Source organism: Bradyrhizobium sp. CCGB12, assembly GCF_024199845.1.
GTDB lineage: Bacteria > Pseudomonadota > Alphaproteobacteria > Rhizobiales > Xanthobacteraceae > Bradyrhizobium.
The window spans coordinates 6,684,703-6,708,365 of sequence record NZ_JANADO010000001.1 but is presented as its reverse complement, the minus strand read 5'-3'; the positions used below and the strand labels follow the sequence as shown (position 1 = coordinate 6,708,365).

At 64.1% G+C, this 23,663-nt stretch carries 22 protein-coding genes; 11 read left to right on the top strand and 11 right to left on the bottom strand.

Features of this window, described 5'->3' with window-relative positions; translation table 11 throughout:
* Positions 1–462 precede the first annotated feature (462 nt).
* On the bottom strand, positions 463–1,728 hold the full coding sequence (locus NLM27_RS30745; protein ID WP_254146838.1) for an NAD(P)/FAD-dependent oxidoreductase: 1,266 nt from the start codon (positions 1,726–1,728) through the stop codon (positions 463–465).
* Between the two features lie 299 nt (positions 1,729–2,027).
* Here NLM27_RS30745 and NLM27_RS30740 point away from each other — a divergent pair, with 299 nt between their 5' ends.
* Positions 2,028–3,200, top strand: coding sequence for an ABC transporter substrate-binding protein (locus tag NLM27_RS30740; protein WP_254146837.1), 1,173 nt, complete (start codon positions 2,028–2,030; stop codon positions 3,198–3,200).
* A 499-nt stretch (positions 3,201–3,699) separates the two neighbouring features.
* Positions 3,700–3,927: a hypothetical protein gene (locus NLM27_RS30735; RefSeq protein ID WP_254146836.1), complete on the top strand. Its 228-nt coding sequence runs from the start codon at positions 3,700–3,702 to the stop codon at positions 3,925–3,927.
* Between the two features lie 40 nt (positions 3,928–3,967).
* On the opposite strand, the gene NLM27_RS30730 is transcribed toward NLM27_RS30735, so the two are convergent.
* From NLM27_RS30730 to NLM27_RS30685, 10 genes are all read right to left on the bottom strand, one after another.
* Positions 3,968–5,839 carry a bifunctional sugar phosphate isomerase/epimerase/4-hydroxyphenylpyruvate dioxygenase family protein gene (locus NLM27_RS30730; protein WP_254146835.1) on the bottom strand — a complete coding sequence of 624 codons (1,872 nt, stop codon included), beginning with the start codon at positions 5,837–5,839 and terminating at the stop codon, positions 3,968–3,970.
* Positions 5,836–6,894, bottom strand: a complete 1,059-nt coding sequence (locus NLM27_RS30725) for a Gfo/Idh/MocA family protein (protein WP_254146834.1) — start codon at positions 6,892–6,894, stop codon at positions 5,836–5,838. Before NLM27_RS30725 ends, NLM27_RS30730 begins: the two co-directional genes overlap by 4 nt.
* On the bottom strand, positions 6,891–7,628 hold the full coding sequence (locus NLM27_RS30720; RefSeq protein ID WP_254146833.1) for an ABC transporter ATP-binding protein: 738 nt from the start codon (positions 7,626–7,628) through the stop codon (positions 6,891–6,893). The genes NLM27_RS30725 and NLM27_RS30720 overlap by 4 nt, the downstream gene beginning before the upstream one ends.
* Positions 7,629–7,639: 11 nt before the next feature.
* Positions 7,640–8,383: an ABC transporter ATP-binding protein gene (locus tag NLM27_RS30715; RefSeq protein ID WP_254146832.1), complete on the bottom strand. Its 744-nt coding sequence runs from the start codon at positions 8,381–8,383 to the stop codon at positions 7,640–7,642.
* Entirely contained in the window at positions 8,380–9,378 is a 999-nt protein-coding gene (locus NLM27_RS30710; protein WP_254146831.1) for a branched-chain amino acid ABC transporter permease, read from the bottom strand. Before NLM27_RS30710 ends, NLM27_RS30715 begins: the two co-directional genes overlap by 4 nt.
* Positions 9,375–10,250 (bottom strand): branched-chain amino acid ABC transporter permease, encoded by an 876-nt coding sequence (locus tag NLM27_RS30705; RefSeq protein WP_254146830.1) that lies wholly within the window; start codon positions 10,248–10,250, stop codon positions 9,375–9,377. Before NLM27_RS30705 ends, NLM27_RS30710 begins: the two co-directional genes overlap by 4 nt.
* 234 nt (positions 10,251–10,484) lie before the next feature.
* Complete coding sequence (locus tag NLM27_RS30700) at positions 10,485–11,615, bottom strand: ABC transporter substrate-binding protein (RefSeq protein WP_254146829.1); 1,131 nt, start codon at positions 11,613–11,615, stop codon at positions 10,485–10,487.
* A gap of 56 nt (positions 11,616–11,671) precedes the next feature.
* Positions 11,672–12,550 carry a shikimate dehydrogenase gene (locus NLM27_RS30695; protein ID WP_254146828.1) on the bottom strand — a complete coding sequence of 293 codons (879 nt, stop codon included), beginning with the start codon at positions 12,548–12,550 and terminating at the stop codon, positions 11,672–11,674.
* A gap of 132 nt (positions 12,551–12,682) precedes the next feature.
* Positions 12,683–13,621: a LysR family transcriptional regulator gene (locus NLM27_RS30690; protein ID WP_254146827.1), complete on the bottom strand. Its 939-nt coding sequence runs from the start codon at positions 13,619–13,621 to the stop codon at positions 12,683–12,685.
* 221 nt (positions 13,622–13,842) lie between these two features.
* Positions 13,843–14,019: a hypothetical protein gene (locus NLM27_RS30685; protein ID WP_254146826.1), complete on the bottom strand. Its 177-nt coding sequence runs from the start codon at positions 14,017–14,019 to the stop codon at positions 13,843–13,845.
* A 168-nt stretch (positions 14,020–14,187) separates the two neighbouring features.
* Here NLM27_RS30685 and NLM27_RS30680 point away from each other — a divergent pair, with 168 nt between their 5' ends.
* The 9 genes from NLM27_RS30680 to NLM27_RS30640 all read left to right on the top strand — a co-directional run bounded on the left by NLM27_RS30680 (position 14,188) and on the right by NLM27_RS30640 (position 23,018).
* Positions 14,188–14,925, top strand: a complete 738-nt coding sequence (locus NLM27_RS30680) for a LuxR family transcriptional regulator (protein WP_254146825.1) — start codon at positions 14,188–14,190, stop codon at positions 14,923–14,925.
* Between the two features lie 86 nt (positions 14,926–15,011).
* A complete protein-coding gene (locus NLM27_RS30675; protein WP_254146824.1) occupies positions 15,012–15,671 on the top strand; it encodes an acyl-homoserine-lactone synthase in 660 nt (219 codons plus the stop codon).
* Position 15,672: 1 nt separating this feature from the next.
* Positions 15,673–15,891, top strand: coding sequence for a hypothetical protein (locus NLM27_RS30670; RefSeq protein WP_254146823.1), 219 nt, complete (start codon positions 15,673–15,675; stop codon positions 15,889–15,891).
* A 288-nt stretch (positions 15,892–16,179) separates the two neighbouring features.
* Positions 16,180–17,097: a branched-chain amino acid ABC transporter permease gene (locus NLM27_RS30665; RefSeq protein ID WP_060737326.1), complete on the top strand. Its 918-nt coding sequence runs from the start codon at positions 16,180–16,182 to the stop codon at positions 17,095–17,097.
* The gene (locus tag NLM27_RS30660) at positions 17,094–18,038 is read left to right on the top strand and encodes a branched-chain amino acid ABC transporter permease (protein WP_254146822.1); all 945 of its coding nucleotides are present in this window, start codon (positions 17,094–17,096) and stop codon (positions 18,036–18,038) included. The genes NLM27_RS30665 and NLM27_RS30660 overlap by 4 nt, the downstream gene beginning before the upstream one ends.
* On the top strand, positions 18,031–18,798 hold the full coding sequence (locus tag NLM27_RS30655) for an ABC transporter ATP-binding protein (protein ID WP_166812443.1): 768 nt from the start codon (positions 18,031–18,033) through the stop codon (positions 18,796–18,798). Before NLM27_RS30660 ends, NLM27_RS30655 begins: the two co-directional genes overlap by 8 nt.
* Complete coding sequence (locus NLM27_RS30650; protein ID WP_254146821.1) at positions 18,791–19,504, top strand: ABC transporter ATP-binding protein; 714 nt, start codon at positions 18,791–18,793, stop codon at positions 19,502–19,504. Before NLM27_RS30655 ends, NLM27_RS30650 begins: the two co-directional genes overlap by 8 nt.
* 255 nt (positions 19,505–19,759) lie before the next feature.
* Positions 19,760–20,539, top strand: a complete 780-nt coding sequence (locus NLM27_RS30645) for an AraC family transcriptional regulator (protein ID WP_254146820.1) — start codon at positions 19,760–19,762, stop codon at positions 20,537–20,539.
* Between the two features lie 187 nt (positions 20,540–20,726).
* Positions 20,727–23,018 carry a TonB-dependent siderophore receptor gene (locus NLM27_RS30640; RefSeq protein ID WP_254146819.1) on the top strand — a complete coding sequence of 764 codons (2,292 nt, stop codon included), beginning with the start codon at positions 20,727–20,729 and terminating at the stop codon, positions 23,016–23,018.
* Positions 23,019–23,663: the final 645 nt, after the last annotated feature.

The following is a 23,663-nucleotide window of genomic DNA, read 5'->3' as shown; positions in this document are numbered from 1 at the left end:
ATCCGAAATGAGAGGTGCATCAAGTAAGGGTTACAATGTTTCGTTGATCAATTTAAATCACTTTTTAATAATTTAATGCGCGATTTAAATATATATCTCAATACCTCCGCTGATCCCGATTGCCAAAAACCCCCTTAATGCTGTGGGAATAACCAGTTCCGTCACTGCTCCGGCTGGAGCCACGGACAGCCATTCACCGTCCTTGGTGAAGCGTGGAGTAGCACCGTGCTGAGTAATCTTCGAACCAAGATGGAAAGGTAAGAGGGCAGAGCCGCCCATTGCGCCAAGGAAGTCTAAGAGGCGAGCGACGAGCGCATTCGTGCATTGTATGATGAGCTCGCGCTACTACAGCCCGCTCGTGGCGGACTCCCGGCAAGTCATCGAAAAGTGCAAGGCTGCATAATTGGCGGCTGCGATCCGTGCCGTCGCCGGTACTCTCAGATGCGGCGGCAGTGAGGAAAACTACCCCACCACCTTGCTGCTGCCCTGCGTGATCAGCCGCGCAGCCCGCTGGTCGCGGGCATAGATCCAGAGCCAGCTCAGTGCGACGCTGAGCCGGTGGCGCAGGCCGATCAGGAAGTAGATGTGCGCGATGCCCCAGATCCACCACGCGATGGCGCCGCGCAGCTTGACCTTGCCGAAATCGATCACGGCGAGGCGCTTGCCGATCTGCGCGAGGCTGCCGGCGTGCTTGTAGCGAAACGCGCCCTTGGTCTCTCCACGTAGTCGCGCCCTTATGGTCTCGGCGACATGCTTTCCCTGCTGCTTCGCGGCTGGCGCGATGCCGGGCACCGGCTTGCCTTCCCAGGCGTTGATGTTGATGGTGTCGCCGATCGCGAAGATTTCGGGGTGGCCGGGGATGGTGAGATCAGTCTCCACCTGCACGCGGCCGGCGCGATCGGCCGGCGCGTCGAGCCATTCGGCGGCCGGCGAGGCGCGCACGCCCGCGGCCCAGATTCGTGTCTTTGCCTCGAGCAGCTTGCCGCCGAACACCACGCCCTCGCGATTGATCTCGGTGACGGGCTGCCCCAGCACGACTTCGACGCCGATCTTTTCCAGCGACGCCTGCGCATAGGCCGAGAGATCATCTGCGAATCCCGCGAGCACGCGCGGGCCTGCCTCGATCAGCACAACGCGCGCTTTGGTCGTGTCGATGTTGCGGAAATCGCCGGGCAAGGTGTGGTGCGCCATCTCGGCGATGGTGCCGGCGAGCTCGACGCCGGTCGGGCCGGCGCCGACGATGACGAAGGTCAGCCGCGCTGCGCGCCTGGCCGGATCGGTCTCGCGCTCGGCGCGCTCGAACGCCACCAGAATGTGGCGGCGCAGCGTAGTCGCGTCCTCCAGCGTCTTCAGGCCCGGCGCCCATGCCTCCCATTCGTCGTGGCCGAAATAGGCGTGCCGCGCGCCCGTGGCGAGCACGAGCGTGTCGTAAGGCACCTCGCTGCCGTCGTCGATCAGCACGCAGCGCCTTGCCGCATCGACGCCGTTCACCGTCGCAAACAGCGTCGTCACCTCGCGCCGGTCGCGCATGAGATGGCGGACCGGCCAGGCGATCTCGCTGGTCGCCAGTGAGGCGGTCGCGACCTGGTACAGCAGCGGCTGGAACAGATGATGATTGCGGCGATCGATCAGCGTGATCTCGACCGGCGCGCCTGCGAGCCGGTAGGTCGTCTCCAGCCCGCCAAAGCCGGCCCCGACGATGACGACGCGATGCGGTGTCGTGGTCATGATGCGCCCTCGAATCTCGCTGCTCTTCCTCTTCATTTAAGTGCGGATTGGGCGCCGCGGTCCAATAGCCGTCATCAATCGGGGAATAGGCAGAATGTATCGATATCCCGCGAAAAAGCGCCGCAGCATTGGCCGAAGTAAGTAGAATTATATTTCTTGCCATCCCCGATTAGGGCGAAATATGGTGCAGGGACGGGCGCTGAGCCATTGGCGGCTCGACAGATTTTGCGTTCAATAGAGACAGGCCCGGGGCGGCGATCACCCCGTTTCCGGGACCGATAATAAGGAGGGGAGTGGTTATGAGGACGGCATTCTGGCTGGCGGGCGCAGCGGCGCTGGTGCTGGCAGGTCCGGCATCCGCCGGCGACACCATCAAGATTGGCTTCGTTTCGACCTTCAGCGGCCCGACCGCCGTGATCGGCAACGACATGCGCAATTCCTTCGAGCTCGCGCTCGATCATCTCGGCCGCAAGATGGACGGCAAGCCGGTCGAGGTCATCTACGAGGACGACGGCCAGAAGCCTGATGTCGGCAAGCAGAAGACCGAGAAACTGGTGCAGTCCGACAAGGTCGATTTCATCGTCGGCTATATCTGGTCGAACGTGCTCCTGGCCTCGCTCAAGACCGCGGTGGATTCGCAGACCTTCCTGATCTCGGCCAATGCCGGTCCGTCGCAGCTCGCGGGCGAGCTGTGCTCGCCTTACGTGTTCTCGACCTCCTGGCAGAACGACCAGACGCCGCAGGCCATGGGCCTCTACATGAACCAGAAGGGCGTCAAGAGCGTGTTCCTGATCGGGCCGAACTACGCGGCCGGCAAGGACATGCTCGCGGGCCTGAAGAGCACCTTCAAGGGCGAGGTCAAGGGCGAGGAATACACGGTCTGGCCGAGCCAGCTCGACTTCTCGGCCGAGCTCTCCAAGGCGCGCGCCTCCGGCGCCGAGTCGATCTTCGTGTTCTACCCCGGCGCTGCCGGCGTGCAGTTCCTCAATCAATATGCCCAGGCCGGCCTGAAGAGCACGATGCCGCTCTACACCGCCTTCACGGTCGACGAGCTGTCGCTGCCGCTCCAGAAGGAGAACGCGCTCGGCGTGCCCGGCGCGCAGGAATGGGTCAACGATCTCCCCAACGAGCAGAACAAGCGCTTCGTCGCCGACTACCGCAAGAAGTACACTGGTCTGCGTCCGACCTATTACGGCGCGCAATCTTATGACGCAGCCCAGCTGATCAACAGCGCGGTCGTCGCGGTGAAGGGCGACACCAGCAAGAAGGACGCGATGAAGGCCGAGATGGAGAAGGCCAACTTCAAGTCGCTGCGCGGCGCGTTCAAGTTCGGCAACAACCACATCCCGGTGCAGAGCTTCTATCTCCAGGACGTGGTCAAGGATTCCGAAGGCCAGCTCGCACTGAAGACCGTCGCCACCATCGTCGAGAACGACCAGGATCGTTTCCACGACAAGTGCAAGATGAAGTGAGGTCTCGCTTCTCCCTCTTCCCGCTTGCGGGGAGAGCGTTGGGATGAGGGGGAGTCTCCGCGAATCGGGAGCAACGCTCTCTCAACACGTCATTGCGAGCGCAGCGAAGCAATCCAGAATCCCTCCGCGGAAAGACTCTGGATTGCTTCGCTGCGCTCGCAATGACGATGTGGTGAGGGGGGCGAGCTCCACTTCTTCCTTCCCCGCGGAGAGCCCCTCGCCCGGATTGCATCTTCGATGCATCCGAGCTCTTCCCGCAGGCCGGGAGAGGCGAAGGTCGGCGCCGCCGTCCAGCGCTGCGACCGATTTATGACGGCTTTCGTTCAAGCCGCCTGCGCACGGTCGCGCGGCGGTCCGATTTCAGACTCAAATCCGCCCGCGACTCACTCGAACCTGCCTGCATAAGGCCGGGGGCATGTCCTTGGGGGACTTGCCAATGACTGATAAAGATTTGCCGCACTGCAAGACGCGGAAAATGAATTCGACTGCGGACGACGTTATGTCCGGTGATGCTCTCGAACGTCTGTCGCCACAGCTTCTGGAAGAGTTCGACGACGATGAATCGCCGTCGAACGAAGTCATGCGGTTGCTCGAGGAGAATGCGCGGCTTCGGGCGCTCGCAGTCGAGCTCTCGAACCTGCTCGGCAATCTGCCTGATGGCGAGTGGCGTGCTGCGTTGACGTCAGCGGACGCGATCCGCTCCATTCGCCGAAAGGCCGCGACATAGCCGTTGCAGCGGGGGCGGCGCGACGGCCCCCGCACCCGCTTCACATCCGCGGCACGCTCGCGGGCCGCACTTCGCGGGCTTGCGCCGCGAGCCTGATGCCGGCATTGGCGGCGCCAAAGCCCTGATAGCTTCTCCGCTCGACGATCTCGAAGAAGAAGCGCTCGTCGAAGATGTGGGTGTAGACCTGAAAGAACTCGCCGTCACCCTCGCGGTCGTAGAGGATGTGGTTGGCGCGCAGCTGCGCCATCAGCTCGGGCGCAAGGTCGTATTTGGCTTCGATGTCGTCGTAGTAATTGTCGGGGATGTCCAGGAAATCCGCGCCGCGCTTGCGCATCTGCGCGACCGTCGCAAAGATGTCCCGGCAGGCGAACGCGACATGCTGCACGCCCGAGCCGAAGAATTCCGAGATGAAGCGCGCCGGCAGGGTGCGGTTGGCGGAGGAGCCGTTGAGCACGAAGCGCAGGCTCTGGTCGGCGTTGATGATGGCCTGGCTCTGCACGAGGCCTCTGGGATCGGCGATCTCCATCTGCGGCAAACGCTTGAGGTCGAGAATGCCGGTGTAGAACAGCAGCCAGGACAGCATCTCGTCATAGGGCATCGACTGCGCGATGTGATCGACCGCGAGCAGGGCATCCGCGGCGGCGTCGCTCGCAACGGGCTCGAAATCCGTGTCCCAGTTCTTGCCGGCCTGATCCAGGAAATAGAGCAGGCTGCCGCCGACGCCGTGGATCGCCGGAATCTCCAGTTCGCCCGGCCCGACCGGCTGGTAGAACGTGCGCGCCTTCAGCGCCTCGGCGCGCTGCATGGCAAGGCCCGCATTGTCGACATCGAGCGCGATCGCGCAGACGCCAGGGCCGTGCGTGACGTAGTGCGAATGAGCAAAGCCGTCGGTCTCGCAATTGATCACGAGCTCCACCTTGCCTTGCGACCAGCGCTCCACCGCCTTGCTGCGGTGCTTGCCGCTTCTGCGGAAGCCGAGCTGCGCGAACAGGCGGGCCAGCTCGCCGGCCTTGGTCTCGTTGACGGCGAACTCGATGAAGCCGGTACCGTGGCTCCTGGCCATGGGCGCCAGTGGCTCGCGGACGAGCTTTGGCCAATCCGGCGCGAGCTGGTCTTCCAGCAGGATCAGCGAGCGCAGGCCGTCCACCGCGGTCTGCGCGGCGGAGCCGGCGCGGAACTGGTCGTTGAAGATCTCGAGCGACAGCGGCCCGGCATAGCCGGTTGCTGCGATCGCAGCCATGAACTCGCCGACCGGCAGGTCGCCCTGGCCGGGGAAGGAGCGGAAGTGCCGGCTCCATGACAAGATGTCGAGTTCGAGCTTTGGCGCGTCCGCAAGCTGGACCAGAAAGATCTTGTCAGCGGGGATCGAGGCCATTGCACGGGTCGGAAAGCCGGGCGCCAGCGCGTGAAAGCTGTCGAGGATGACGCCGATCGCGGGATGATCGGCGCGGCGCACGATCTCCCAGGCATCGCGGTAGTCGTTGACATGGCGGCCCCAGGCCAGCGCCTCGTAGCCGACGCGCAAGCCGCGTTTCGCGGCGCGCTCGCCGAGCTCGCGAAAATCATCGGCGGCGCGATCGATGCCGCCGAGCGAAGCGGGCGAGACGTTGGAGCAGATCAGCAGGAGATCGGTGCCGAGCTCCTGCATCAAATCGAACTTCCGCTCCGCGCGGGCAAAATTGCGCGCGCGCTGCGGCTCCGGCATGCCCTCGAAATCGCGAAACGGCTGGAACGCGCAGATCCCGAGATTGAGATCCTTGCAGAGCCTTGCGATGTCGCGCGGGCCTGCGCCGAACGACAGCAAATCGTTCTCGAAGATCTCGACCGCGTCGAAGCCGGCGGCGGCGATGGCGCGGAGCTTTTCGTCGAGGGCGCCTGAGAGGGAGACGGTGGCGATCGAGCGTTTGTTCATGCAGCCTGCTCCATGATTCTGGCCGGCGATACTTTTTGGCCCGTGCGTGCGGCCTCGCTGACGGCCTCGACGACGGCGAGCGTGCCCATCGCGTCCTCGACCGAGATCAACGGCTGCTCGCGGCCGGCGATCACGGCGAGGAAATGCCGGAGCTGCTCGACGAGTGGATCGTATCCAGCGAGTTCGACGGGCCTGCGCGACAGCGGGGCGTGCCAGCCCGGATTTTGGGGATAGGACCACAGCTCCATGGTCGGGACCGAGAGGGAGCCGTTCGTTCCCGCGAAGACGTAGCAGGGCTGATCCTGCCTGGGATAGACCGCGTTCTCGCCCGCGGTCAGCTCCCAGCTCCACGGCGCCGGCGTCGCATCGGAGACCGTCACCGTTCCCAGCGCGCCATTTGCAAAGCGCAGCAGCAGCGCGGCAGTGTCCTCGACCGGGAAGCCGCGCACCTTGTTCGAGGTCAGCGCCTGAACTTCGACGATCTCGCCGCAGACGAAGCGGAGATTGTCGATGTCGTGGATGAGGTTGATCAGCAGCGGCCCGCCGCCGTGCTCGCGCCGCCAGGCGACCTCGAAATAATCGTCGGGCTTCTTCAGGAGCCACAGCCCGACCACGGCGGTGAGCTGGCCGAGTTTGCCTCTCGCCACGGTCTCACGTGCGGTCTTGATGATCGGATTGTGTCGGCGGTGGTGGCCGACCAGCATCGGCACGCCGGTGCGTCTCACAGCCGCGCACAAGCGTTGCGCGGTGGCAACCGTCTCGGTCACGGGCTTCTCGATCAAAGCCGGCACGCCGGCTTCGGCGCAGTCGAGTGCCATCGGCAGGTGCAGCGTGTTGGGCGAGGCAATGACGAGGCCGTCAGGCTTCTCCTCTGCCAGCAAGGCGCGATGGTCCGCGTAGCAGCGCACGTTGCGCGCCAGCGCATACTCTTTCGCGGCGGGCGAGGGGTCCGCGATGCCGGCGAGCACGCAATCCCTGGAGGACTCGATCAATTCAATGTGGCGGCGGCCGATCAGACCGGCCCCGGCCACGGCGATGCGCATTTGCGCGCTCATGCCGCGCTCTCCTCCATGGCGCCGCCCAGGAACAATTGCCCGATGCGGGGATCGTTGAGAATGCGCTTGGCGTCATCGACCATGCGGGTCTGGCCGAGCTCGAGCACGATGCCGATGTCTGAGATTTCCAGCGCCGAGCGTGCGTTCTGCTCGATCATCAGGATCGTGACGCCGCGGTCGCGCAAGCTCTTGAGGATGTCGAAGGTCTGCTGCACCATCAGGGGCGACAGTCCGATCGAGGGCTCGTCGACCAGCACCAGCTTCGGTTCGAGCAGCAGCGAGCGGGCGATCTCGAGCTGCTTCTGCTCACCGCCCGAAAGCGTGGAGGCCTGCTGCGCCGACTTGCGGCGCAATGCCGGGAACAGGTCGAGCGCGGCCTCGATCCGCTTGGGCAGGTCGATACCTTTGTTCGCCGAAACGCCGCCGAGCTCGATGTTATGGCGCACGGACAGCTCGGGGAAGATGTTGCGGCCCTGCGGCACGTAGCAGATGCCGGCATTGAGCAGCGCGCGCTGGCTCAAATTGGTGACGTCGCGGCCGGCAAAGCTGATCTTGCCTTCGCGCAGCCTGAGCAGGCCGAAAATGGCCTTGAACACGGTGGACTTGCCGGCGCCGTTCGGGCCGATGATGGTGGTGATGGTTGCCTGCGGCACGGCGAACGTCGTGCCGTTCAGGATCGTCATCTTGCCGTAGCCGCCGACGAGATTGTAAACCGAGAGGATCGGGTCGCTCATGGTCCGCTCCTTCAATGACCCAGATAGGCTTCGATCACGGCGGGGTTCTTGCGGACCTCGTCCGGCCGGCCCATCGCCAGCACCTTGCCCTCCGCCATCACCATCACGCGCGAGCACAGTGACATCACGAATTCCATGTTGTGCTCGATCACGACGAAAGTGGCGTTCTTCTCGCGGTTGATCGCGACGAGGCGGTCCTTGAGGTCGGCCAGCATCGACGGGTTGACGCCGCCGGCGGGCTCGTCGAGCAGCACCAGGCGCGGGCCGCCCATGAAGGCCATGGCGGCATCGAGCAGCTTCTGCTGGCCGTAGGAGAGTCCGCCGGCCGGTTCGTCGGCGAGATGGTCGAGCTTGAAGAAGCCGATCATCTGGTTGGCGGCCTCGGTCAGCCCGGCATCGGAGCGGCCGACCAGGCGCGAGGCCATGTTGCCCTGGTGCTCCTGTCCGGCGAGGATCAGGTTCTCGCGCACCGAAAGCTTCGGGAACACCTGCAGGAGCTGGAAGGTGCGGCTGACCCCGAGCTTGTTGAGCTCCGCGGGTCGCAATCCCGTGACCAGCTTGCCGTCGAGCTTGACCTCGCCGCCTGATGGCGTGAGCTGGCCGAGGATGCAGTTGAACAGGGTCGACTTGCCGCAGCCGTTCGGTCCGATCAGGCCGAGGATCTCGCCCTCGCGCACGTCGAAGGAAACGCCGTCGACGGCGCTGATGCCGCCAAAATTCTTCTTGATACCGGTGACTTCGAGAACCGCACTCATTGCGCCGTTTCCAGGCGGGATTTTGCGACGGCGCGCAGTGCGGACGCCGCCTTGGTGCGGCGTTCGGCGAGATAGCGATCGAGGATTCCCAGAATGCCGGTCGGTGACCAGATCAGGAGCAGCATCACCGCGACCGCGTAGAGCATCAGATAATACCCTTCCGTGAAGCGCAGCCATTCCGGCAGCAGCACCGCGATCATCGCGCCCAGGAACGGGCCGAAAAAGAAGCCGGCGCCGCCGACGATCACCATCATCAGGAGGTCGAGCGAGAGCGACAGGTTGAACGGCACGGGATCGATATATTGCGTCAGCGGCGCGTAGAGCGCGCCGGCGACGCCGCCGAGCGCGGAGCCGATCGCGAAGGCCATCAGCGTGTAGCGCCGTGTGTCGACGCCGAGCGACTGCGCGCGCAAGGGATTTTCGCGCAACGCCATGAAGGCGCGGCCCCAGGGCGAGCGGATCAGCCACCATACCGCCAGCGACACGATCGCGAGCGTGCCGAGGCAGACATAGTAGAAGGGCAACGGCTTGTTGGTCGCGATGCCGAAGACGTGCGGGCGCGGGATGTTGGAGATGCCGTAGATGCCGCCGGTAAGCCAGCTCTCGTTGCGGAACACCAGGAAGGCGAGGGTGGAGAAGGCGAGCGTGACGAAGGCGAGGTAGTGGTGCTGCACGCGCAGCGCGGGATAGCCGAGCACCCAGCCGACCGCGAAGCTCAAGGCGATCGCGACCAGGATCGCCGCCGGCAGCGGCCAGCCATGCGTGGTCATGATCGCGGCGGCATAGGCGCCGATACCAACGAACGCGCCCTGGGCCAGCGAGACCTGGCCGGCATAGCCGAGCGTGAGGTTGAGCCCCATGGCAGCGATGCTCATCACCGCCCATTGGCTCAGGATGAACAGGCCATAGCGGTTGAAGTTCATGGGGATGACGATCAGGCCGGCGATGACGATCAGGCCGAGCGCGATCTTCAGGGGTTTGCCAAAGCGGATCATACCGTGCGCTCCTCGGCGCGGCCGAGCAAGCCCTGCGGCCGGAACAGGATGACGGCGATCAGGAAGATCATCGGCACGGCAGCGCGATACTGCGTCGAGACATAGGCGGCCGCGAGATTGTCGAGCACGCCGATCAGGAGACCGCCGGCGATCGCGCCGCGCACCTGGTTGAAGCCGCCGACGATCGCCGCGATGAAGGCGGCCTGGCCCAGCACCTCGCCGGAGGAGAACTTTGCGAGATAGATCGGCGTGATCAGCAGCGAGGCCAGCGCGACCAGGAAGGCGTTGATCAGGAAGGTCAGCAGGATCATGCGTTCGACCGGCACGCCGATGATGCGCGCCACCGTCGGATTCTGGGCAGCCGCCTGCATCTGGTGGCCGAGCGAGGTGCGGTTGAGCAGCGTGGTCAGGCCAAGGACGGCGAGGATGGCGACGACGAGCACGCCGATGCTTTGCAGCGATACCGCATGGCCGAGAATGGAGATGTCGCCGGTCGGCACGATCGAGGGGAAGGGCGATGCTTCGGCGCTGAAGAACTGTTTGACGGCTTCCTTGAGGCCGATCGCGAGCGCCATCGTCGCGATCGCGAGCGGCAGCACGCCATGGCGCATCATTGGATCCACCAGCAGCAGCTTGAAGGCGAGGCCGAGCAGGATCATCGACAACAGGATGCCAAGGATGATCGCGAGCCAGAACGGCGCCCCGACATGCATTGCCGCGAGCATCAGGAACGCCGGCAGCATCACGAACTCGCCTTGCGCGAAATTGATGGTCTGCGAGGTCTGCCACAGCAGCGTGAATCCGACCGCGACCAGCGCATAGATCGCGCCGGTGGCGAGCCCCGCGACCAGAAGATCGAACAGATTGGACATTTTCCCCTCTCGTGTCCCTAGCGCTCGCTCTATCGTCCTCCTCGCCCCGTTCTTACGGGGAGAGGGCGGGGTGAGGGGCTCTTTTCACGGGCTCATCTCTCACCGTCTTCGCAGAAGCACCCCTCACCCCGACCCTCTCCCCGCGAAGAGCGGGGCGAGGGAGCGAGAGATCCCTCCCCGCATCCGCCTTCGCTAAAGCTTCGGCGAGACAGGCGCGGGGAGAGGTGAAGAGCTTCACTTCACCTTGGGCAGCACCTGCTTCACTACCTGCTTGCCCTCGACCACCTCGACCAGGAAGCTCTGGCGGTCGATGTCGCCGGTATCGCTGAAGGTGACGTCCATCAGGATGCCCGGCTCGTCCGCGGCCTTGATGGTGAGGCCGTGCAGCGTGTCGGCAAACTTCTTGGGGTCGACCTTGCCCATCTTCTCGGTGGTCGCCTTCACCATGTAGACCGCGAGATAGCCCTTCAGGCCGTTATGATCAGGCACGTAATTGTACTTCTTGGAAAACTTCTCGCGGAACGCCTTGATCAGGTCGACCGGCGCGTCGGTGGTAAGGCCGACATGGCCGCGCGCGCCGTTGGCGGCGTCGCCGGCCAGCTCGATCACCTTCTGGCCGATCAGCGTGGTCTCGCCCATCAGCGGCGCGGTGACGCCCTGGCGCTTCAGCTCCTTGAGGATGCGCGCGCTCTCTTCTTCATTGAGATAGACGAACACGGCGTCGGGATTGGCTGCCTTGATCTTGCCGACGTCGGCGGCGAAATCGGCCTGGCCCGCTTCGGTCGAGAGATCGGCGACCACCTTGGAGCCGAGCCGGTCGAGCTCCTTGACCATAACGTCGCGCCCGCCGCGGCCGAAGTCGTTGTTGACCCAGACCACCGCAACCGTCTTCGCCTTCATCTCGTCGTGGATGTACTTTGCGACCTTCGGCATCGATGACTGCTGTCCGAACGAGGTGCGGAACAGGAACTTGTTGCCTCCTTGCGTCAGTTCGGCGGCCTCGCCACCCATGATCTGCGCGATGCCGGCTTCGGCCGCGAGCGGGGCCGTGACCTTCACTGAGCCGGAATAGCCGGGCCCGAGCAGCACGTAGGGTTCGGCGTCGAGCGCCTTCTGCACCTGCGCGCGGGCGACGCCGGGGTTGGACTGCGAGTCGGCGTGGGTGACTTCCAGCTTGCGGCCGAGCACGCCGCCCTTGGCATTGATCTCCTCGATTGCGAGATCGATGCCGTTCTTCCAGTTGGTACCGACAGTGGCGCCGCCGCCCGAGAGCTCGGCGACGTCGGCGAGCTTGATCGCCTGGGCAAAGGCGCTCGTTGCCGTCATGGCGGTGAGCAGCGCGCCCACGAGTAGCGTTGATTTCATCGTCCTCTCCTCCCGTTTCAAATTCTGTAAGCGGCCTTGTGTCCGGCCGCTTCGTCTCATGCTGCCTGATAGGCGGCACTGCGTGCAGCCATCACGGCATCAAAGGCCTCTCCCATGACTTCGGTCGATGGAGCAAGGCCGGTGAACAGTTCGAAGGCGTCGGCGGCCTGGTAGATCGCGAGCTCGCGGCCGGTCATGATCCGGGCGCCTTTCTCTCGCGCTGCGGCAAGCAGCGGCGTGATCAGCGGCGAATAGACGGCGTCGGCGACCCACAGGTCTGCCCCGAGCAGTACCGTCGGCACTGGCGTGTCCCGGTTCGGCAGCATACCGACCGGGGTGCCGTTGACGAGGCCGGTCGCACCATCGAGTGCATCCTCGACGCTTCCGGCCACCCGCGCGCCACCATGCCGCGCCAACAGCGTGGCGAGTTTTTCGGCGCGTGCCGGCTCGCTGTCGAAGATTCGGAGGTCCGTCACCTTCAGGCTCGCCAGCGCAAAGGCGATCGCCTTGCCGACGCCGCCGGTGCCGATCACGGCCACCGCATTTCCGGAAGAGGCCAGCAGCGGCGCGACGGCGCGGGCAAAGCCTGTCGTGTCGGTGTTGTGGCCGATCAGGCGGCCGTCCTTGACGACGACGGTGTTGACCGCGGCCATGGTTGCTGCAGCCGGTGCCAGCTCGTCGAGCAGCGGGACCACCGCCTCCTTGTAGGGAAAGGTAACGTTTACGCCGGCAAAGCCGAGCCGTCGCACGCCTTCGAGCATCATGGCAAGTCCGGCCGCATCGGCGCCGGCGACCTCGATGAGCTGGTAGTGGCCGCGCAGACCAAGTGCCTCGGCGGCGGCCTCATGCATGGCGGGGGACGCCGAATGCGCGATCGGGGCGCCGATCAGGCCCGTGAGAAGCTTCTTGCTGGCAGCGTATCCGCGCTTCGACATGGTTCGCTATCGTCTCATTGGGAGTGTTCGGTCCCGGCCAATAGCGGGGAAATCCGCGCAATTCCAGCTATGACGATAGCCTTTCCCCCGCCTAACACAATTACCCTTTTATCGGGCAAACCTAACATAATGTTATTTCTTCCGCCCGCGTCCCGGGACGGCCTTGCCGTTGCCGCGGGACGGCTCGACCGCGCGCATCTCGGTGCGCAGGGACTCGATGAAATATTCGACGTGGAGCGACAGCGGCGCGCCGCGCTTCACGGCGATGTAGGTATCGAACCGCGTCGGCTCGGTGATCTTGAGCAGCTCGATCCCGGGATAGCCGCCATGGGCCACCGTGAACTGGTCGATGATGGCGATGCCGAGCCCCGCCTTCACCAGCGCGCAGACCGTAGTGCCGAAGCGCGCGCGGATGGTGATGTTGTAGTCAAGCCGGTTGCGCGCAAAGATCTCGGCCATGATCCGGCCGTAGGGATCGTTGGGATCGATGCCGATCAGCGGATAACGGGTGATCTCGGTGGCCGAGACCTGCTTGCGGCCGGCGAGCGCGTGGCCCGGCGGCACGATGCAATAGAGCTCGCCCGAGGCAAGCGGCATGAAGTCCAGCCCGGAATGCTCCAGCCGGTAGCTCATCGCCACGCACTCGCCGCGGCCGAGCATCAGGTAGTCGATGGCTTCCTCGAGCTTGAGGATGTTGATGTCGATGCCGAGATCCGGATAGCGGCGGCGGACGCGCTCGATCGCGCGCGGCACCATGACCTGCGAGATGCTCGGCACCGAGCCGATGCGCAGCTCCGACAAGCCGCCCCGGCCGATCTTGGAGATGAGCTCGGAGAGGTCGTCGACCTTCTTGTAGACGCCATTGATCTGCTCGAAGATGTTCTCGGCTTCCGGCGTCGGGAAATAGCGGCCGTTCTGGCGCTGGAAGAAGCGGATGCCGAGCGAGCGCTCGGTATATTTGACCAGGCGGCTGATGCCGGGCGCCGAGACGTTGAGCAGCTTCGCCGCGCCGCCAATGGTGCCCGTCACCATCACGGCACGGATCACTTCAACCTGGCGCAGCGTCATCATGTCCTGGGCATCCGAAAGAGGATCTGGCGGCGATCATCTCACGACAGCGGTGCCGTCATCCAGCGGCAAGTGTCCGAGGTAACATGGACGCTGTCTTCCCCTCTCCCACAAGGGGAAGGAAGCTCAGTTTCGCTGTCAGATCGTGTCGACCAAAATCAGCGCGTTCAAATGGAATGGCGGCATCGTCGCGCGATCTGCATCGGCGTCGATTGCTGCAAGCGCTAGCTGGCCGGGCCCTCGGGCAAGAGGCTGTTCACCGACTCCGCGCGCTCGCTTTGCAACACCTCGCGCGCGAACTCGATGATCTTCTGCTTGTTTGCCGTTTGGCGGACGGCGAAAAACACGCGGTTCAATTCCAGGCCGAGCACGCTGTTGAGGGCGATGTCCTCATCTTTCATCGTGGTTTTCCCGCTGCGGACGTGTTCAGGTGTAACTTGACGTCACTTCCTCCACAAGTAGATTAAATCTTCGGAGCAGACGGAACACCGGCAAACTACGGGAGCAGCGAATTGAGGCAGCCCCCAAACCCGTGCTATACGGGAGAGCGAGGTTCAGGAAACGTACCGATGTCCGCCGCAGATGCCGTTGATTATGGCCGGGAGGCGCTCGACTTCATCGAAGGACTCGGAGCCTACACCAAGGTTCCGGACGCCATGGACGCGCTTGCAACCGCGTTCGGCCGGTACGGCTTCGAACATATCATCGTCACGGGCCTGCCGAATCCTGATCAGCGCTTTTCCCAGATGGTGCTCGCCAAAAAGTGGCCGGCGGAGTGGTTCAGCCTCTATACCGAAAAGAGCTACGACCGTGTCGATCCGGTGATCCGCAAATGCCGGCAGACGGTGAACCCATTCGAATGGTCTGAAGCGCCTTACGATCCGGAGTCGGAACCGGGCGCGGTGGAGGTGATGCGGCGCGCCGCCGATTTCCGCATGTCGCGCGGCTTCGTCGTGCCGATCCACGGCTTGACCGGCTATGAGGCCGGCGTCTCGCTCGGTGGCGTCCACCTCGACCTCAATGCGCGCAGCAAGCCGGCGCTTCACCTGATCGGGATGTACGGCTTCGATCATATTCGCCGTCTGCTCGATCCGGCGCCGCATCCGTCGACGCGCCTCACTCCGCGCGAGCGGGAGGTGATCGCCTGGGCCTCGCAAGGCAAGTCCGCGTGGGAGATCGGCGAAATCCTGCACATCACGCAACGCACCGCGGAAGAGCATCTTGCAACTGCCGCGCGCAAGCTCGGCGCTGTCAACCGGACGCATGCGGTCGCGATCGCGATCCGCCACAGAATCATCAATCCCTGAAAACTTCGCCTACTGGGAAATTTCCCAATAGTCGGCTTTGCCGTTTTCGCTGAGGCTCCCCCTCTTTTCGAGCCAAGGGGGAGTTCATGATTCATGTGATTTCTGCCGACAATCGGCACCTCTACGAGGACGTCCTCGAACAGCATTTTCGGCTCCGTCACGAGATCTTTGTCGAGGAGCGGAAATGGGAGGCGCTACGCAAGCCCGACGGCCGCGAGATCGACATTTACGACAATGAGGATGCGGTCTACCTGCTGGCTCTCGAAAATCGCAGAGTCCTTGGTGGATCCCGCCTGTATCCGACCACGAAGCCGACGATGACGAGCGAGATTTTCCCGCATCTCGCCGCGGTGCGCGGTTGCCCCTCGGACGCGCTGGTCTGGGAGTGGTCGCGTTTCTTCGTGTCGCGCGAGCGCCGCGACGGCGCGTTCAATCTGCAATTGATGGCGGCCGCGCAGGAGTTCTGTCTCGACCAGGGCATCGAGCGGCTCTGTCTGGTCATGGAGACCTGGTGGTTGCCACGTTTCCACGACATCGGATTCGTCGTGACGCCGCTGGGATTGCCGGCGCTGGTGGAAAATTCCTGGACCATGGCGGCAACGATCGAGGTCCGCCAGGAGTCGCTGGATGTCGTGCGTGACCGTATCGGAATGACGAGCGTCGTTCAGCAGGACGGTCCGCGGATCGATTGCATTGCCCGTGCCAACCTCCGCGGCCTCCCCGCCGCGCAACGAAAGAGCGCCTGAGATGTCGAACATGATGCGGGACAGCCAGATCATGGCGCAAACCAAGGACGAGAATCTCGGCTACATGTCCGACATGGCGCTCGAACTGGCGCAGATGGCGGAAGACACCGGGTTGGCGACGCTGGCCTATCTGTTCCGGATGGCTGCGCTGGAGGCCTCGACCGCCAACAGCGTGCTCGCCGATCCGGATGATCTTCCCCGGCAGATGACGTCGCACTAGACGCTCACACGCCAACGAAAGTTGCACCCTCCCTCGGTCATCCGGGGGAGGGTATTCTTTTGGGTGCGACAGGACGCCCCATGCTCCGCGGCTGCCTTCTTGCTTCGCGGGGCTGGCCGCATGCGCTGAGATGCAACAAAGTGCATGTTTGGCGTAGAATCGCTCTTGCCTCGGAACGATACTGCCATTACCCATTTTTCCGCCTTGAACAGGCAGGGGGAGCTCTTTCACTGATGGCGACTGTGTTCGAACATCGGCGCGACGCTGCGTGCGCCTGAAAGAGTCTTGATGCTGCTCGTCGTCGAACAGTTCTTGAACGGATTGCAGTTCGGCCTGCTGCTGTTCCTGCTCGCTGCCGGCCTGACACTGGTGTTCGGGATCATGGATCTCGTCAACCTCGCGCACGGCTCGCTCTACATGATGGGCGCCTATTTTGCCGCGACCTTCGCGGCGTGGACCGGCAGCTTCCTGCTCGGTGCGCTGATGGCGCTTGGCGCCACGCTGGTGCTCGGCATCGTGCTCGAGGTCTCGGCACTGCGGCATCTCTACGGCCGCGACCATCTCGACCACGTGCTCGCGACGTTCGGCCTGATCCTGTTCTTCAATGAAGCGGTACGTCTGATCTGGGGCCCGGCAGGCCTTGCGCTGCCGCTGCCGGCCTGGCTTACGGTGCCGGTGCCGATCCTGCCCGGCATCCACTATCCCGCCTATCGCCTCGCCATCATCGCTGTGGCGCTGCTGGTCGCGCTCCTGCTCTATCTCGGCGTGATGCGCACCCGCATCGGCATGCTGATCCGGGCTGGCGCCTCCAACCGCGAGATGATCGGCGCGCTCGGCATCAACATCAAGCTGCTCTACACCCTGGTGTTCGGCCTCGGTGCCGCACTTGCGGGCCTCGCCGGGCTGATGCAGGCGCCGATCCTCACCGTGCAGATCGGCATGGGCGAGAACATTTTGATCCTCGCCTTCGTCATCATCGTGATCGGCGGCATCGGCTCGATCCGCGGTGCGTTCCTTGCCGCGATCTTCGTCGGCATGATCGATACGCTCGGCCGCGCCTTCCTGCCGAACCTGCTGCGGCAGGTGCTGAGCGGCGCCGCCGCCTCTACCGCCGCGCCAGCGCTGTCCTCCATGCTGATCTACCTCCTCATGGCGATCGTGCTGGTGGTGCGGCCGGAGGGGCTGTTTCCGGCCAATCGTCGATGAAGGCTTTCACCCTGAGCAAGGCCGTCACGGCCCTGATGCTGGCGGGCCTCGTGCTGCTGCCGCTCTATTCGCATGCGTCCGGCAACATCTTCATCCTGACGCTGTTCACCCGCATCATCATCCTGGCGCTGGCGGCTGCGAGCCTCAACCTCATCATGGGTTTTGGCGGCATGATGAGTTTTGGTCACGCCGCCTATCTCGGCATCGGCGGATACGCCGTGGGTATGCTAGCGCAAGAGGGTGTGGGCTCCGGGTTCATTCAGTTTCCAGTCGCACTCGCAGCCTCCGCCATCTATGCGCTCGTGATCGGCGCGCTCAGCTTGCGCACCCGCGGCGTCTATTTCATCATGATCACGCTGGCCTTTGCGCAGATGGCCTATTACGTCGCCTCGGGCCTCGCGCGCTACGGCGGTGACGACGGCCTCACCGTCTACAAGCGCAGCGACTTTTCCGGGCTGATCAACCTGTCGAACCGCACGCAGTTCTATTATCTCTGCCTCGCCTGCCTGTTCGCCGTCATCTTCCTGATCTGGCGCATCGTCAATTCGCGCTTCGGGCTCGTCGTGCAGGGCCTGCGTTCCAACGAGCAGCGCATGCAGGCGATCGGCTTCCCCGCCAAGCGCTACCAGCTGGTCTGCTTCGTCATATCGGGCACCATGTGCGGCCTTGCCGGCGCGCTGCTCGCCAACAACACCGATTTCGTCAGCCCGGCCGTGATGTACTGGACCCGCTCCGGCGATCTCATGGTGATGGTGATCCTGGGCGGCATGGGCACGCTGTTCGGCCCGATCATGGGCGCGGTGGTATTCCTGCTGCTGGAAGAGTTCCTGTCGCAGATCACGGAATATTGGGCGCTGATCATGGGCCCGCTGTTGCTGCTCATCGTCCTGTTCGGCCGCGGCGGCATCATGGGTGCGCTCGGGAGGGCTGGCCGTGGCTGAACCCTTGCTCCGCGTCGAGAAGCTGGTGCGCCGCTTCGGCGGCATCATCGCGACCGACAACGTCTCGCTGGACGTCGCCAGCGGCGAGCTGCATGCCATCATCGGCCCGAACGGCGCCGGCAAGACCACGCTGATCAGCCAGCTCACCGGGCATCTCGAACCGCATTCCGGCAGCGTCTCGCTGGCCGGGCGCGACATCACCTATCTGCCGGCCTATCGCCGTTGCGCGCTGGGCCTGGCCCGTTCGTTCCAGATCACCTCGCTGCTGCTCGATTTCACCGCCGCTGACAATGTGGCGCTGGCGGCGCAAGCGCATGCCGGTACCTCGTTCCGCTTCTTCGCCGATGCGCGCAAGGAGAAGGGCCTGCGCGATGCCGCCCATGCCGCGCTCGATCGCGTCGGCCTGTCGCATCGCGCCGACGTCGTGGTGTCCAGGCTCAGCCATGGCGAGCGGCGCCAGATCGAGCTTGCGGTGGCGCTCGCGAGCAAGCCGAAGCTGTTGCTGCTCGACGAGCCGATGGCCGGCCTCGGGGTCACCGAATCCCAGCGCATGGTGAAGCTGCTCCAGGAGCTGCGGAAAGAAGTGTCGATCGTGCTGGTCGAGCACGACATGCCGGCGGTGTTCGCACTCGCCGACCGCATCTCGGTGCTGGTCTATGGCCGTGTCATCGCCTCCGGCGATCCGGCCGCGATCCGGGCGAACGAAGACGTCAAGCGCGCCTATCTCGGCGATCAGCATGTGGTGACGCATCATGGCTGACACGCTGCTCGACGTCGACGGCATCGAAACCTGCTACGGCCTGTCCCAGGTATTGTTCGGCCTGTCGCTGGCGATCAAGCCGGGCGAGATGGTCTCCCTGATGGGCCGCAACGGCATGGGCAAGACCACCACCATCCGCTCCATCATGGGACTGACGCCGGCGCGGGCAGGCGCGATCCGCTTCGCGGGCGCCGAGGTGCGACAGCTTCCGTCCTACAGAATTGCAAAACTCGGTGTCGGCCTCGTTCCTGAGGGGCGCCAGATCTTCCCGAACCTCACCGTGCGCGAAAACCTGGTCGCGGCCGCGGCCGATCGTTTCGGCAGCTCCAATCCCTGGACGCTGGCCGCGATCTACGTGCTGTTTCCGCGCCTCGCCGAGCGCGCCGCCAACATGGGCAATCAGCTCTCCGGCGGCGAGCAGCAGATGCTCGCCATCGGCCGCGCGCTGATGACCAACCCGAAGCTGCTGATCCTGGATGAAGCGACCGAGGGCCTCGCGCCCCTGATCCGCGAAGAGATCTGGAACTGTCTGTCGCTGCTCAAGAGCCGGGGACAGTCGATCCTGGTCGTCGACAAGAACGTCGATCATCTCGCCCGCATCTGCGACCGCCATTACATCATCGAGCGCGGCAAGACGGTGTGGAGCGGCACCTCCGACCAATTGATGGCGGAGCCGGATCTCCAGCACAAATATCTGGGAATCTGACGCGTCCCCTGATCGATCGTCTGCGCCGATCTGCCGCACGCGCTGGCCCGGATCGAACAAACGTCAGTTTCGAAGCTCTCCAAACTGCGCGCAGAGATCTTGAGCGCGCCGTCGCCATCGGTCAAAGAAGCCGCGGTATAAGCGGATGCGATGCGGGACTTTTACAATCAAATTGTCGGATGGCCTGGAGACGAGATCGGTTCCGCAGAGCGAGGCGCTTCAACGGCCGCGCAATGGCTGGATTTCCCGGGCTGCGTGTTTGTCAGAGGCGGGTTTCGAGCCGACGCCGACGAGCCCGCGATCGTAGCGCCGGGCCTGTTCATCTCCGTGGCGTTCGGCGACGGCGCGAGCCGCGGCACTCTGACGCGTGCGCCCGGCGGCGAAAGGCAGATGACGGCAATTGCTGTGCGTGAGGCCGTCGCCACGGGACGCTCGGTCCAGTGTGACAAGCGTCCTGCGATAGGCTTGGCACTCCCCCAGGCCTCCATCGATCGGCTTGGGCTTGGCGACGAGTTTCGGGCGCTGTTCAAGAACGATGAGGCCGGTGCGGCCGTCGTCTCTCTCGCTGCGTCTCCGCGCGTGCAGGCCGTCGCGGCGGAAATGTTCTCGCCGCCGGTCGCCGGAAACGCGGCGCAATTGTTGCTGTCGGCGCATGCCGCCGAGATCGTTGTCCACGCATTGTTCAGCGAGAGCGGCCGGATTGAGGTCGATCCGGCAGCCGATCTTCAGCGGATGCGCTTGCAATCGGTCAAGGAGCAGATGGACGCCGATCTTGCTTACCCCTGGAGCATCGACGAACTGGCGCGGAACGCAGGGCTGAGCCGGCGGTCCTTCAATCAGAAATTCCAGATGGCGTATGGCGAGAGCGCGATCGACTATTTGCGGGCCCGGCGGCTCGATGCCGCACGTGACCTTCTGATTCATCAACGGTTGTCAGTCACCGAGGCGGCCTTTCGGGTCGGCTACGCCCATCCGGCCAATTTCGCGACGGCCTTTCGCAGGCACTTCGGCTATTCGCCCCGCCGCTGTCAGTAGCGGCGAGAGGATTGCGCGCCTGCCGAAATGTTTCGCGATGTGTCTGCGTCGTTCGCGATGAAGTCTCCGTCCGCAATCTTGAAAGGCTCCACCTGGAATCAAAGACGATTTGCGCAGCCGCAAAGGCGGTGCGCGCCCCGATCTGATTACTCCCGGGTTTGCTTGAAGACGGAACTCGGGGAAGGTGATGCGGCGCGACGACGGACAGACGTTCGGTTGGGAACGGGTGGTGAAGGCGGGACTGGGCGTGGCTGGCCTGGGGGTGGTGCTGCATGCAACACCATCGCTCGCACAGGTCTCCGGGACCAATTCGGGATCGACGGCGGGGACATTGCCTCCCGTCACAGTGGAGGCACCGAAGCAGGCGCGCCCGCGTGCCCAGTCTGCCCAGCGCAATTCCCAATCGCAGCGCGGCCGCGTCGCGGCGCAGCGCAATGCCGCATCCGGGCAAGCCAGAAATCCGGACGCGCGCGAGGTAGGTGCCGGCCGCGGTATTTTGCCGAGCGAGAACAGCTATGTTGCGAACAGCAGTTCCGCCGGCACCAAGACCAACACACCGCTGCTCGAGACGCCGCAGTCGATCTCGGTCGTGACGCGCAAGGAGCTCAACGATCGCGCCGTGCAGACGCTGACCGAAGCGGTCGGCTATGAACCCGGCGTCCGCATCGATGCGTCCGGCTACGATCCGCGCTTCGACGCCATCTCGATCCGTGGCTTCGACATCACCTACAATGGCATCTATCTCGACGGCTTGCGCCTCGTCGGTGCCGGTCTCAGCGTGTTCAAGACCGAGCCTTATGGGGTCGACAGCATCACCGTGGTCCGCGGGCCGAGCTCGGCCCTCTATGGCCTCGGCTCGCCCGGCGGACTGATCGACCTCCAGAGCAAGCTGCCGACCAGCCAGCCGTTTCACGAAGTGCAGACGGTGTTCGGCGATCGTGAACGCGCCCAGGGCAATTTCGATCTGTCCGGCCCGGTCGATGCCAACGGTCAGTTTTCGTACCGGCTGACCGGCGTGATGCGCGACGCGAACGTGTTCGTGCCCGGCGGCAAGGACAACAGGACCTACATCGCGCCCGCCGTCACCTGGAAGCCGGATCAATCGACGACGCTGACGATTCTCGGCTCCTATCAAAAGTCGAAGACGCCCGGGTCGATGTTCACTTATTCCACGGGCACCGGCACCACCACGGACATCTACACGGGCAGCCCGTCCTACAACTCGCTCGACCAGGAGCAGGGACGTGTTGGCTATTTGTTCGAGCACGCGTTCAACAACGCCGTGACTGTTCGCCAGAAGTTCCGCTATGTCGATGTCGACGCGGTCACCCGCTATGTCGGCTTTCTCGGCGCTCCCGTGGGCAATGTCGTCTCGCGCTACACCGGCTTAGTTCACGACACGTTGCAATCGGCCATCATGGACAACCAGGTCGAGGCCAAGCTGTCGACCGGGCCCGTGCAGCACACGCTCCTGGTCGGCACCGACTACACCGCGTCGAAGTTCAACGACAGGCAGGGTTTTGGCTTCGGCGTCTCCGATCTCAGCCTGGCCGCGCCGGTCTACGCGCCGGAATCCATTCCCGATCCTGCGATCTCGTCCTCGACGGCGCAGCGGCAAACCCAGTCCGGCATCTATGCCCAGGACCAGGCCAGGCTCGACCACTGGATCCTGACACTGAGCGGCCGCAGCGATTGGGTCCGCACCACCGGTGAGGATCTGTTCGCGTTGACGCGGCAGCAGCAGTCCGATCAGGCCTATAGCGGCCGAGCCGGGCTGACCTACGTGTTCGATTCCGGCGTAGCGCCCTATGTCGCCTATTCGACCTCGTTCTTTCCCAATCTCGGCGTCGATCCCTCGGGCACCTTCTTCAAGCCGACCACCGGCAAGCAGACCGAGGTCGGCGTGAAGTATCAGCCGCTGGGGACGAGGAGCTTCATCACCGCGGCGGTCTTCGACCTGACCCAGGATGGCGGTCTGGTCACGACGGGCACGGGTGTGACGGTCCAGCGCGGCGAGATCCAAAGCCGCGGCTTCGAATTGCAGGGGCTTGCGAGCCTCGGCGGCGGTTTCGACATCACCGCGTCCTACACCTATCTCGACATGGTGACGAAGCAGGCCGCGGACAGCACGACGATCGGCAAGTTTCCGTCCGGCAATCCGCCGCACACCGCGACGCTGTGGGGCAATTACGCCCTCCCGCTGGCCGGCCCGTTCGCAGGCCTCAGCGTCGGCACCGGCGTGCGCTATATGTCCTCGAACTATGGCGATGACGCCAACACGTTCAAGAACAGCTCGGTAACCCTGGTCGACGCGGCGCTGAAATATGATTTCAGCCAGGCGGCGAAGGAGCTGAAGGGCCTCACGTTCCAGGTCAATGCCAAGAACCTGTTCAATCTGCACTACACGACGTGCCAGGTCGGATATTGCTACCGCGGCGCACCGCTGACCGTCATCGCCACGCTCGGCTATCGCTGGTGAAGGCTTGGCGAGCCGATCACCAATAGATCCCGTGGCGGTGCAACTCGCGGACCACGCGGGCCTCGAGCGACGGCGCGCGGCGCTTCGGCTTGGTCGTGGCCTGGGTCGGCGCGGTTGAGGCGGCTGTCGCTGTCGTAGCGGTTGGCGTAGCTGCGGCGGACGGAGCCGAAGTCGTCGTCGTTGCCGTTTGCGTGGTCGCAGGCTGTGCCGCTGCCGGCGACTGCACCGCTTGTGGCGTGCCTGTCGTTGGTGTGGCTGGCTGGTCGTTCGCCGCTTGATTTGCGGTGCTCGCCGCAAGGCTCAGGCTACGCGAGCCACCGGCATCGGCTTGGGTCGCAAGCACTGACATAACGGCGATCAGGATGAGTTTGCGCACGGCCATCCCCGTTATCCGGTCAATCCGTCTTACCTAAATCGCACCCACCGGCCGCTAACGCGCCAGCCGATGCCCGCCAATCTCGATCAGGGTCGTCCGGCAGGACAAGCGATAGATCAGGCTGAACAATTGATCCCACATGATCGAACTCCACTGTTGATCATGGGGCGCCAGCCTAGACCCCGCGTCTTTCCGGCGGTTTTCGTGGCGCGTGGAAAACGGCTTCGTCCGACGGCAGCGAGATGTCGTCGGAACAGGGAGGACGAAGC

Bases quoted from the DNA above. Each gene is read 5' to 3' on its own strand.
- NLM27_RS30745 (WP_254146838.1), bottom strand. From the start codon at position 1,728: ATGACCACGACACCGCATCGCGTCGTCATCGTCGGGGCCGGCTTTGGC.
- NLM27_RS30740 (WP_254146837.1), top strand. From the start codon at position 2,028: ATGAGGACGGCATTCTGGCTGGCGGGCGCAGCGGCGCTGGTGCTGGCA.
- NLM27_RS30735 (WP_254146836.1), top strand. From the start codon at position 3,700: ATGTCCGGTGATGCTCTCGAACGTCTGTCGCCACAGCTTCTGGAAGAG.
- NLM27_RS30730 (WP_254146835.1), bottom strand. From the start codon at position 5,839: ATGAACAAACGCTCGATCGCCACCGTCTCCCTCTCAGGCGCCCTCGAC.
- NLM27_RS30725 (WP_254146834.1), bottom strand. From the start codon at position 6,894: ATGAGCGCGCAAATGCGCATCGCCGTGGCCGGGGCCGGTCTGATCGGC.
- NLM27_RS30720 (WP_254146833.1), bottom strand. From the start codon at position 7,628: ATGAGCGACCCGATCCTCTCGGTTTACAATCTCGTCGGCGGCTACGGC.
- NLM27_RS30715 (WP_254146832.1), bottom strand. From the start codon at position 8,383: ATGAGTGCGGTTCTCGAAGTCACCGGTATCAAGAAGAATTTTGGCGGC.
- NLM27_RS30710 (WP_254146831.1), bottom strand. From the start codon at position 9,378: ATGATCCGCTTTGGCAAACCCCTGAAGATCGCGCTCGGCCTGATCGTC.
- NLM27_RS30705 (WP_254146830.1), bottom strand. From the start codon at position 10,250: ATGTCCAATCTGTTCGATCTTCTGGTCGCGGGGCTCGCCACCGGCGCG.
- NLM27_RS30700 (WP_254146829.1), bottom strand. From the start codon at position 11,615: ATGAAATCAACGCTACTCGTGGGCGCGCTGCTCACCGCCATGACGGCA.
- NLM27_RS30695 (WP_254146828.1), bottom strand. From the start codon at position 12,550: ATGTCGAAGCGCGGATACGCTGCCAGCAAGAAGCTTCTCACGGGCCTG.
- NLM27_RS30690 (WP_254146827.1), bottom strand. From the start codon at position 13,621: ATGATGACGCTGCGCCAGGTTGAAGTGATCCGTGCCGTGATGGTGACG.
- NLM27_RS30685 (WP_254146826.1), bottom strand. From the start codon at position 14,019: ATGAAAGATGAGGACATCGCCCTCAACAGCGTGCTCGGCCTGGAATTG.
- NLM27_RS30680 (WP_254146825.1), top strand. From the start codon at position 14,188: ATGTCCGCCGCAGATGCCGTTGATTATGGCCGGGAGGCGCTCGACTTC.
- NLM27_RS30675 (WP_254146824.1), top strand. From the start codon at position 15,012: ATGATTCATGTGATTTCTGCCGACAATCGGCACCTCTACGAGGACGTC.
- NLM27_RS30670 (WP_254146823.1), top strand. From the start codon at position 15,673: ATGTCGAACATGATGCGGGACAGCCAGATCATGGCGCAAACCAAGGAC.
- NLM27_RS30665 (WP_060737326.1), top strand. From the start codon at position 16,180: ATGCTGCTCGTCGTCGAACAGTTCTTGAACGGATTGCAGTTCGGCCTG.
- NLM27_RS30660 (WP_254146822.1), top strand. From the start codon at position 17,094: ATGAAGGCTTTCACCCTGAGCAAGGCCGTCACGGCCCTGATGCTGGCG.
- NLM27_RS30650 (WP_254146821.1), top strand. From the start codon at position 18,791: ATGGCTGACACGCTGCTCGACGTCGACGGCATCGAAACCTGCTACGGC.
- NLM27_RS30640 (WP_254146819.1), top strand. From the start codon at position 20,727: ATGCGGCGCGACGACGGACAGACGTTCGGTTGGGAACGGGTGGTGAAG.